Raw genomic sequence first — 9,736 nt, 5'->3', positions numbered from 1 at the left:
GGGGCCGGCGGCGCTGGGCCTGCGGGGGGGGGGGGGCGCCGCCCCGGCGGCGCCCCCCGCCCTCCCTGTACTGGAGAGGTACCCGGGAAGTGCCCGAGAACGCCGCTCTCCGCGAGCCGCCCGGAGCCCTGCTCAGTGCCTTCCAGGCGCCTTGAGGCGCCTTTTCACGACTGTCACGCCGACGCTCGACCGAGAGTCCGCGCGACATCGGACACACGCGTGTAGACCCCCGGGCTGCCCGCCCAGCCGCAGCCGCTCCCCCAGGACACCAGGCCTATCAGCCGTCCCTGGGCCACCAGCGGCCCGCCGCTGTCCCCCTGGCAGGCGTCCGGCCCGCCGGCCTTCTCGCCGGCGCACAGCATGGTCTCCGCGTGATACCTGCCTTCGTGCCCGCCCGGGTACGCGGTCTCGCACAGGGTGTCGCGCAGGACGCGCACGCGTGCAGCGTGCAGGCCACCGGCGAAGGAACCGGCGCCCGTGGTGTCGCCCCAGCCGTAGACGGTCGCGGTCGTACCGACCTGGTACCCGGGATCACCCGCGACGGCCATCCCGATGACCGACTCCGAGGGCAGCGCCGTGGCCAGGGTGAGCACGGCGAAGTCGCCGGAGTTGCTGGCCGGGTCGTAGCCCGGGTTCACCCAGGCCTTCCGGACGGCTATCTCCTCACCCCGGTCCGAGAGCAGGTCCGTACGACCCGAGATCACCCTGAGGTCGGGCACCCGGTCCGGCGTCGCCCCCAGGACCTCCTCGTCCATGCAGTGGGCAGCGGTGAGCACGGTGGTCCGGCCGACGGCCACACCGCCGCAGAACTGTCCCGCCCGGGTACCCCCGAACCGGTCACGGCTGGCCAGTGCCACCGTCCACGGACTCTCGGACACATCGACCGGGAACCCTCCGACGACGACACCGCCCGAGACCGCTGGAAGCGCCGGAGCGGCCGCTGCCAGCGGCATCGCGGTCGCTGCGGCGGTGAGGACCAGTGGTCGGGCCAGAATCCGAGCTAGGCGATGACGCATGCGCACTCCTCACACTGGGGCGTTGATGGGACACCCAGAGTGATTCACCTCGTCACACCGCGCACCCTCGGAACACCGCTGAGGCCCGGCCCCGAGAACGGGGCCGGGCCTCAGCGGACACACGGCTCGACGCCTTGGTGGACGCGCCTCGTACGGCGGTCCGTCGCGGCGCGGCGGCCGCCCGCGCGGCCTAGTCGAGGTAGTCGCGCAGCACCTGGGAACGGGACGGATGACGCAGCTTCGACATGGTCTTGGACTCGATCTGGCGGATGCGCTCGCGCGTGACGCCGTACACCTTGCCGATCTCGTCGAGGGTCTTCGGCTGACCGTCGGTGAGACCGAAGCGCATGGAGACGACGCCCGCCTCGCGCTCGGACAGGGTGTCCAGGACGGAGTGCAGCTGCTCCTGCAGAAGCGTGAAGCTGACCGCGTCGGCCGGGACGACGGCCTCGGAGTCCTCGATGAGGTCGCCGAACTCGCTGTCGCCGTCCTCGCCCAGCGGGGTGTGCAGGGAGATGGGCTCGCGACCGTACTTCTGGACCTCGATGACCTTCTCCGGGGTCATGTCGAGTTCCTTGGCCAGCTCCTCCGGGGTGGGCTCACGGCCCAGGTCCTGGAGCATCTGGCGCTGCACGCGCGCGAGCTTGTTGATGACCTCGACCATGTGCACCGGGATACGGATGGTGCGGGCCTGGTCGGCCATCGCGCGGGTGATCGCCTGACGGATCCACCAGGTGGCATAGGTGGAGAACTTGTAGCCCTTGGTGTAGTCGAACTTCTCCACCGCGCGGATCAGACCGAGGTTGCCCTCCTGGATGAGGTCCAGGAAGAGCATGCCGCGGCCGGTGTAGCGCTTGGCCAGGGAGACCACCAGACGGAGGTTGGCCTCCAGGAGGTGGTTCTTGGCACGGCGCCCGTCCTCGGCGATGATCTCCAGCTCGCGCTTGAGCTTCGGCGCCAGCTTGTCGGAGTTGGCCAGCTTGTCCTCGGCGAACAGACCGGCTTCGATCCGCTTGGCGAGCTCGACCTCCTGCTCGGCGTTGAGCAGGGGCACCTTGCCGATCTGCTTGAGGTAGTCCTTGACCGGGTCGGCGGTGGCACCGGCGGCGGCGACCTGCTGGGCGGGCGCGTCGTCCTCGTCCTCGTCGGACAGGACGAAACCGGCGTTCTCCGTGCCCTCCGGCTCCTCCGTCGCCTTGGTCTCCTCGACGGCCTCTTCGTCCGTCGCCTCGATGTCGTCCTTCTTGGCCGCGGTCTTCTTGGCGGCCGCCTTCTTGGCGGTGGTCTTCTTGGCGGCCGCCTTCTTGGCGGTGGTCTTCTTGGCGGCCGCCTTCTTGGCGGGCGCCTCCTCCTCGGCGACGGCGTCCGCGGCGGATGCGGCAGGTGTGGCTGAGGCGCTGGTCTTCCGGGTGGTCACCGCCTTCGCCGCGACCGTCTTGGTGGCGGTGCGCTTGGCGGGACTCTTCGCTGCGACGCTCTTTCGGGTGCGCTTGGGCTCCGCGGCACTGACCATCAGCGTCACACCCTCTTCCTCGAGGATCTGATTGAGGCTGCGCAGTACGTTCTTCCACTGAGTGGCCGGAATCTGGTCAGCTTCGAAGGCCCGACGCACGTCATCGCCGGCGATCTGCCCCTCAGCCTTTCCCCGCTCGATGAGCGCCATGACAGAGACGGATTCGGCGATCTCCGGCGGGAGCGTACGGGATGTGCTGGCCGACACGAACAACCTCTCGGAACGTTGAATAACGGCTTCCGGCCCCGTCCACGACGGACAGGAGCCGACCGCCGACTTGGGGATGGGCCGACGGTGCGGGCGGGGGCCGAGGAGGTGCACAGCGCCGTGAACGGCGTCCGTATTCCCTCCGCGACTGCCACCTCTTAGGTCATCGCGTTCTTTCCAGGAGCGTTACGCCCAATCCGCGTGGCCCGAGTCACATCCCGTAAGCGCCCAGAATCAATCAGACCGGGACAGAAACGGTCACTCGGGGGTGACAGCGGCACGGTGCCGGACCTTACGGCCCCTTCACCACTGTAGGACCTCGCGGGATCAAAGGTGATCCCGCGAGGTCCGACAGGAGGCGGCTCACCGGTCGGACGCTGCCACAGGAGGGGGGTGGCACGCCGGACCCGGCCGCCTTCGGAACGCGGTCAGTGCTCGCGCGGAGGACACGCGGGGGCGTTCGGTGCGCGCGAGGGTTTCAGTGCTCGCGCGGGGCGGGCACCACGGGGTGGACCATCAGCAGCTGGCTCATGGCGGCCTCGGCCGCCTCGCCGTCACCGCCGGCGAGGGCGTCGACGATCTGGCCGTGGTGCGCGAGCGACGTCTCGTTGGGTCGCTCGCAGCCCGTGGCCGGCCCACCCGAGACCTGCAGCGCGGCGGACACGATCCCGGAGAGGTGCTCCAGCATGCGGTTGCCGGCGACCTGGATGAGCAGCGAATGGAACTCGGAGTCGGCCCGGGCGAAGGTCAGCGCGTCACCCTGTCCCATCGCGTGGCCCATGATCTCCACCATGTCGGACAGACGCTGCTGAACGTCCTCACGTCCGTGCCCGGCGGCGAGACGGGCGGCCAGCGGCTCGATCGTCCAGCGCAGCTCGCAGAGCTCACGGCGCTGGTCGTCCCGCTGAGGCCCGAAGGCCCGCCACTCGATGATGTCCGGGTCGAGGAGATTCCAGTCGCTGACCGGGCGCACGCGCGTACCGACGTTCGGGCGGGCGCTGACCAGGCCCTTGGCCTCCAGGACACGGAGCGATTCACGGACGACGGTGCGGGAGACCTCGAAACGCTGGCCGATCTCCTCGGGAACCAGGGGGCGGTCGGCTCCCAGATCACCCGAAACGATCATCTGACCCAACTGCTGGACGAGTTGGCCGTGCAGCCCGCGTCCGCGGCTGCCCGCGGCACGGCGGCTCGCGCGGCCCAGTTCGGGATCGGTGTCCCAGACAGGGGCCCCGGCGCGGCCGCCGACGGGCGTGTCGGCATAGGGGTAGCGGTCGATTTCGCCCGGGTTCGCGAGACCGGATTCTGCGGAGCGGGCGGTGGTCATCATGGTGTGCGCAAGGGTACTCACGCATCTTTTGTCGGCGCGTCCCCCAACTGCCTTGAGGAGTTTGGTGAAAAGCACACGAAAGGGTGATCGCTCACCCCGTCGCAATTGACGCCTTATCGGAAGGAAGTGGGCTCTCCCCGGGGAGTTGTCGGCACGGACGGACCGATTCAGTCACGGTCTGTCGTCAACGGGCCCTGTTCCGCAAGGATGTGAGCAGATACGCGCAGAGCAGCACCGCCAGCGACAATGTCAGGGCGCCGCCCACAGGCTGGGCGAACACCCGCAACGCGCCCTCCAGGTACCGCTCGCCCCCGAAGGGCCACTGGAGCGGGAACATTTCACGCAGCCGCAGCGGCAGCCCCGCCGCGGTCCGCACCGACGGCCCGCTCACCGCTTTCCGCACCAGGGGCACGACGAGGAGGGGCACGGCGACGACCGCGGCGAGTCCGGCGGTGGTGGACCGGAAGATCCCCGCCGCCAGCACCCCCGTCCAGGCGCACCCGATCACGAGTCCGAGCCAACTCACCCCGAGCGGGAACCAGTCGCCGGGGACTTCGACGAGTTCCCGGCCGTACAAGAGATAGAGCACTTCGGCGTCGCACCCGATCGTCAGCACGGCCAGCACCAGCGCGGTGGCCGAGGCGACGAGGAGTTTCGCGGTCAGCAGCCCCAGGCGCCGGGGCACACTGCCCCGGTCCGCCGCCAGCGCGGGGTGGCGGAACTCGTCGCCGGAAGCCAGCGCGCCGAGCAGCCCCGCCCCGAGGGCCGCGGGCGGCAGGGGCAACTCCCTGGGCCATGCTGCGAGCAGCCGCGGCTGCGGGGTGTGCCCGGTACGGGCCAGCAGTACCGCGGTGAGCACGGACACCGCGAGCACGACGGCGCCGACGAGGAACCCGGTACCGACACCGGTGACCCGACGGATCTCGTAGCGCACCGGACGGAGGGGGCGGGGGGCGGGACGGACCGAAATGTGAGGCGGCAGACCGACCGAGGAATCCGGGGGAGGGCATCCGCCACCGGCGCGGGATCCGGCCGGGTGCTCAGCGGCGGAGGGCAGCGGATCGGAGGACGTCTCGACGGCAGGGGGCGGCTCGACGACGGAGGACGGCGCGGCGGCAGAGGACGGCGCGGCGGCAGAGGTTGGCGTGGCGGCGGAAGACGGCTCGCCCGAGGGGGCCGACGGCTGCTCGGTGTGCGGCGCGCCCGCCCCGGGACCCATGTCCCCCGTCTCGTCCGCGAGTTGGTGCACGACGACGCCGTTCCGGAACGCGATCTCACCCACGTCGGCGCAGGTACTGCCGTAGACGGAGATGCGGTTGCCGCCCTCCTGAGCCACCTCCACGGAACGCCGTGCGGTACGGGCCTCCTTGGCGAGCAGCGCGGACAGGCGGGCGGCGTGCGGCGTGCGGACGGCGACGCGGGGGCGGAGTCGGGTGCGCGAGAAGTCCGCGGCCGGCTGGTCGGCCACGACCCGACCCCGCTCGAGGGTGACCACCCGGTCCGCGAGGCGCGCCGCCTCCTTGGGGTCGTCCGTCGTACTCAGAACGGTGCCGCCCCGGGCCGCGTAGGCCCGGAGCATGCCGTGGAGCCAGCGGTTCTCGCCGGCGGAGAGTCCGCGGGCGGGTTCGTCGAGCACGAGGGTGTGCGGGTCCGCCAGCAGCGCGCAGGCCAGCCCGAGGCGTCGGTCCATACCGCGCGAGAGCGTGCCGAGGCGTTCCTCGCGCAGACTCACCAGCCCGACGACTTCGAGGACTTCGTCGGCACGGCGGACCGGGACTCCCACGGCGGCGCACAGCATGCGCAGGTGTCCGCGGACGGTGCGTGCGGGATGCCCCGGCACCTCGCCCAGCAGCACGCCGACTTCACGGGACGGGTGGCCGATGCGGTGCAGGGGACGGCCTCTGAAGTGGGTGACCCCACGGCCCGGTTGGAGTTCGAGCATGAGTCTGAGCACCGTCGTCTTGCCTGCGCCCGGCGCTCCGAGCAGCGCGGTGACGTGGCCCGCGTACGCCTCGAAGGAGACGTCGTCGACGGCGGGCGGAAGTTCTTTGCGAGGATTGCTGGTCAGTCCGAAGGCCTGGATCACCCGAAGCAAGATAGCGTGCCATATCGGGTTTTTCGGTCATCACCAGACCTGTTGGGGATGGGGAATCAGCCGTGCGGGATCCGTGATGTACCCCTGTGTCACACCTCGGGGCGCAGCATCGGCGGATTGAGCAGGGTGGCTCCGCCGGCTCGGAAGAGCTGAGCCGGGCGACCGCCCTGCCGGGTGGTCGTGCCACCCGTCGGAACCAGAAAGCCCGGTGTCCCCGTCACCTTGCGGTGGAAGTTGCGCGGGTCCAGCGCCACCCCCCACACGGCCTCGTAGACGCGGCGCAGCTCACCGACGGTGAACTCGGGCGGACAGAAAGCCGTGGCCAGCGACGAGTACTCGATCTTGGAGCGGGCGCGCTCCACCCCGTCCGCCAGGATCTGAGCGTGGTCGAAGGCGAGGGGCACCGCCGACTCGTCGTCTCTGCCGTACCCCGCCTGCTGCAGCAGTTCCTCGACCGGGGCCCAACGCGCGTTGCTGGCGTCGCCGCCCGCCCTGGGCGCGGGCAGGTCGGGAGCGAGTGCGAGGTGCGCGACGCTGACGACACGCATCCGGGGGTCGCGCTTGGGATCGCCGTAGGTGGCGAGCTGCTCCAGGTGTGCGCCGTCGGCCTGGGCGGGGGCTGCGGGGTCGTGCACCCGCAGCCCGGTCTCCTCAGCCAGTTCACGCGCCGCGGCCTGGGACAGGTCCTCGTCGGCCCGCACGAATCCGCCGGGCAGCGCCCACCGCCCCTGGAACGGCGGTTCGCCCCTGCGCACCGCCAGCGCGCACAGGGCATGGCGGCGCACGGTCAGCACGACCAGGTCCACGGTGACGGCGAAGGGCGGAAAGGCTGACGGGTCGTAGGACATGCGGCGATCATAGTCGTCTCCCTGACGATAAGCACTCTCTTCGCTGACTCGTCGGCTCGTCGGCCCGCCCACTCCCCGCTCACCTGTGCGGCGGGGGGCTCGGAGGGCGCACCGTCCGCCGGCAGCACCGCCCTCCCGCTCAGTCACTGAGCCCGGTCACTCCGCTCCCGCACTCCCCCGGCCCCGGGGCCGCGCACCTTCCGGCGGAGCCGTGCGACGAGAACACGTGGTACCCGGTCCCTCGTGCCCGGGGCGCTCCCCACCCGGACGCGTGCCACCGATCGCGGTACGGGGACTACGTGACTCACGGGAATCACGGGAATCACGGGAATCACGGGGATACGGAATCCGCGCGCTCGGCCGGCGTCCGTCCGAACGCGGCCGGCTCGGGGACCCGCCACCGGCACCGGAGACATGCGTGCGCTGTCGGCGGCGCGGGGACATCTCGTGTCGCACGGACGCCGCCTCCGCGGAAGGCACGGCCTCCTCCCCGGCACCCGGCGCCCGCACGCCCGGCGCCCCGATGCCCTCCCCCTCCCCGGTCCTGGTGGCCGGGTCGGTGGCGGGAGCGGCCGGAGGGGCGGCGGCCGGGCCGCCGTGGTCCGTCTTCCCATGGCTCTCGCGTTCCGCTCGCAGGCATCGGCGGATCGTTTCCGGGTCCAGGCCCTCGTTGCAGGCCTGGTGCAGAAGACGGGCGAAGAGGTAGTCGGGATCGGCGCCCAGGGCCATGGCAAGCGCCTCCCTGGCTTCCAGTTCGTCGCCGGTGGACCACGCGACCCAGCCGGCGAGCGTCAGGGGCGCCGCGGCGTGTTCGCCGTACGAACCGACGCAGCGGCGCGCCAGGGCCCGCCACAGCCGGAGCGCGGGACCTGCTTCCTCACCCTCCATCCACGCGGCCGCGCGGTCCCGGGTCGTCCGGTCCTGCAGGCCGAGGATCAGCGTCGCCGCCTCGTCGTGCCGGAGCAGTTCGTCGTCCCGCAGATCCGCCGGGAGCATGCCGGGCACGGGCGGGACGCCGGCGAGCCGGCCCATGACCTGTTCGGCCAGTTCCAGCGTCCTTTCGGCGACCTGGCATCGGCCCGCCGCATCGAGGATCCTGGGGATCAGCGCCTTGCTGGCGACGTCCAGGGCGGCTTCCTGTTCGAGGGCGGCGGCGTTCTCCCGCGGGAGGAACCTCGCCCTCAGCTCCCGCAGTGTGCCCCGGACCTGAAGCCCGGCGTAGGTCGCGGCGGCGGCCAGCACCGAGGTGCCGGGCAGCCCCATCGGCGTCCCCTCCGGCGGACAGCATGCCTCGTCGTCGCAGCAGTACGACCAGAAGCGGCCGTCCGACAGACACATGGCCTCCACCACGGGAACGTCGAGGGCACCGCACTCCACGCGCAGCGCGTGGGCGAGCGGGCCCAACCGCTCCTTGACCCGCGCCCCGGGTTCGCGGCTGCCCGGTTCCTGGCAGAGGAAGACCACCATCTGCTCGGGCTTGGCGCCTCGGCGCTCGCTGCCCGTCACCAGCCCCTGGGCCAGTTGCCGGGCGGCCGCGGGCCAGTCGTCCTTGTTCGCGGGGATGCCGAGCCTGGCACGACCGCCGAACCGGCTCCGCCCGTCCTTGTCGTACAGGGCGACCAGGACGATGCTGTCCTCGGGCCGGTAGCCGAGGAGGTAGGGCAGCGCGTCGGCGAGTTCGGCGGGGGTGCGCAGGGTGACCTGCTGCGCGTCGCCGTGGTCGCCGGAGGCGGTGCAGGCGATGTCCTTCGTACGCCGTGGGTGCGTGTGCTCGCCGTCCTGCCTCCTCTGCCGTGAGGGCTCGGCGGGGTGGACCGCGCCCTCGGGGTCCGGAAGGCCTGCGCGCTCGTCCTGCTTCCGCCCGGTGGTGCCGTCGTTCTCGGGTGATCCGTTCGTTTCGCTGCGGTTCGTCATGAGAAGAAGGTTTCGCGGATCGGGAAACCCTGCTCGCCCTGTGGACAACTCCCGCCAGGGACACGTCACGCACCCGCCTGACCTGCCCTTTCGCTTCCGCTGTGACCCGATTACCACACAAGTCCCCCCCTCGCCGCCCCACACCGCCGCCCGGCTGTCCTTGCCGTCCTGTTGTATGGGACTCATGGAGCACACGAACAACGCGGATCTCCGGACGGCGGCGGACGCCGTCCTCGCCCGGCTCGTCGGGGACGCCTCGGGAGAGGCCCGGCTGCGCGAGGACCAGTGGCGAGCGATCTAGGCACTGGTCGCCGACAAGCGCCGGGCCCTGGTCGTCCAGCGCACGGGCTGGGGCAAGTCCGCGGTCTACTTCGTGGCCACGTCTCTGCTGCGGGCCCGGGGCAGCGGTCCCACAGTGATCGTCTCCCCCCTCCTGGCGCTGATGCGCAACCAGGTCGAGGCCGCGGCCAGAGCCGGTATCCACGCCCGCACCATCAACTCCTCCAACAGCGAGGAATGGGAGACCATCCAGACCGAGATCGCCGCGGGCGCGGTAGATGTCCTGCTGGTGAGTCCGGAAGCGCTGACTTCTCCACTCATCACGTGAGGCGTTGAGACACTGGGCCTGCAGAGTCTCACCAGACGCAAAAATGCTCGACCTCACCACCCTGGGTACGGCCGCCAGGAGCAATCCACCACGTTGGGCCAGCCCTTGTTACTACTGATCTTTTCGTTAGTTCGGTGGGTGTGGCGGGCTCGTTGGTGGGAGTCTGGTGTCGTGTCTTTCAAGCCTTCGCCTGTTGTCTCCGGGCC

General features: G+C 71.1%; 6 protein-coding genes and 1 pseudogene. 1 reads left to right on the top strand and 6 read right to left on the bottom strand.

Features of this window, described 5'->3' with window-relative positions; all coding sequences use genetic code 11:
* Nucleotides 1-173: 173 nt before the first annotated feature.
* From AB0I73_RS38685 to AB0I73_RS38660, 6 genes are all read right to left on the bottom strand, one after another.
* Nucleotides 174-1,016, bottom strand: coding sequence for a serine protease (locus AB0I73_RS38685; protein ID WP_363045089.1), 843 nt, complete (start codon nucleotides 1,014-1,016; stop codon nucleotides 174-176).
* A 190-nt stretch (nucleotides 1,017-1,206) separates the two neighbouring features.
* Nucleotides 1,207-2,736 carry an RNA polymerase sigma factor gene (locus AB0I73_RS38680; protein ID WP_363045088.1) on the bottom strand — a complete coding sequence of 510 codons (1,530 nt, stop codon included), beginning with the start codon at nucleotides 2,734-2,736 and terminating at the stop codon, nucleotides 1,207-1,209.
* 478 nt (nucleotides 2,737-3,214) lie between these two features.
* Nucleotides 3,215-4,087, bottom strand: coding sequence for a FadR/GntR family transcriptional regulator (locus tag AB0I73_RS38675; protein ID WP_363045087.1), 873 nt, complete (start codon nucleotides 4,085-4,087; stop codon nucleotides 3,215-3,217).
* A gap of 163 nt (nucleotides 4,088-4,250) precedes the next feature.
* Nucleotides 4,251-6,152, bottom strand: coding sequence for an ABC transporter ATP-binding protein (locus AB0I73_RS38670; RefSeq protein ID WP_363045086.1), 1,902 nt, complete (start codon nucleotides 6,150-6,152; stop codon nucleotides 4,251-4,253).
* Nucleotides 6,153-6,250: 98 nt separating this feature from the next.
* A complete protein-coding gene (locus AB0I73_RS38665) occupies nucleotides 6,251-7,009 on the bottom strand; it encodes an NUDIX hydrolase (protein WP_363045085.1) in 759 nt (252 codons plus the stop codon).
* A gap of 156 nt (nucleotides 7,010-7,165) precedes the next feature.
* Nucleotides 7,166-8,923, bottom strand: a complete 1,758-nt coding sequence (locus AB0I73_RS38660; protein WP_363045084.1) for a DUF4192 domain-containing protein — start codon at nucleotides 8,921-8,923, stop codon at nucleotides 7,166-7,168.
* A gap of 184 nt (nucleotides 8,924-9,107) precedes the next feature.
* Between AB0I73_RS38660 and AB0I73_RS38655 the strand changes: the two are divergent.
* A pseudogene (locus tag AB0I73_RS38655) lies at nucleotides 9,108-9,518 on the top strand (DEAD/DEAH box helicase); the annotation flags it as partial.
* Nucleotides 9,519-9,736 lie beyond the last annotated feature (218 nt).

Source organism: Streptomyces sp. NPDC050388 (assembly GCF_040655635.1).
Lineage (GTDB): Bacteria > Actinomycetota > Actinomycetes > Streptomycetales > Streptomycetaceae > Streptomyces.
The sequence above is the reverse complement of the archived record's forward strand: the minus strand, read 5'-3'. Positions and strand labels throughout refer to the sequence as shown.

Bases quoted from the DNA above. Each gene is read 5' to 3' on its own strand.
- AB0I73_RS38685 (WP_363045089.1), bottom strand. From the start codon at position 1,016: ATGCGTCATCGCCTAGCTCGGATTCTGGCCCGACCACTGGTCCTCACC.
- AB0I73_RS38665 (WP_363045085.1), bottom strand. From the start codon at position 7,009: ATGTCCTACGACCCGTCAGCCTTTCCGCCCTTCGCCGTCACCGTGGAC.
- AB0I73_RS38660 (WP_363045084.1), bottom strand. From the start codon at position 8,923: ATGACGAACCGCAGCGAAACGAACGGATCACCCGAGAACGACGGCACC.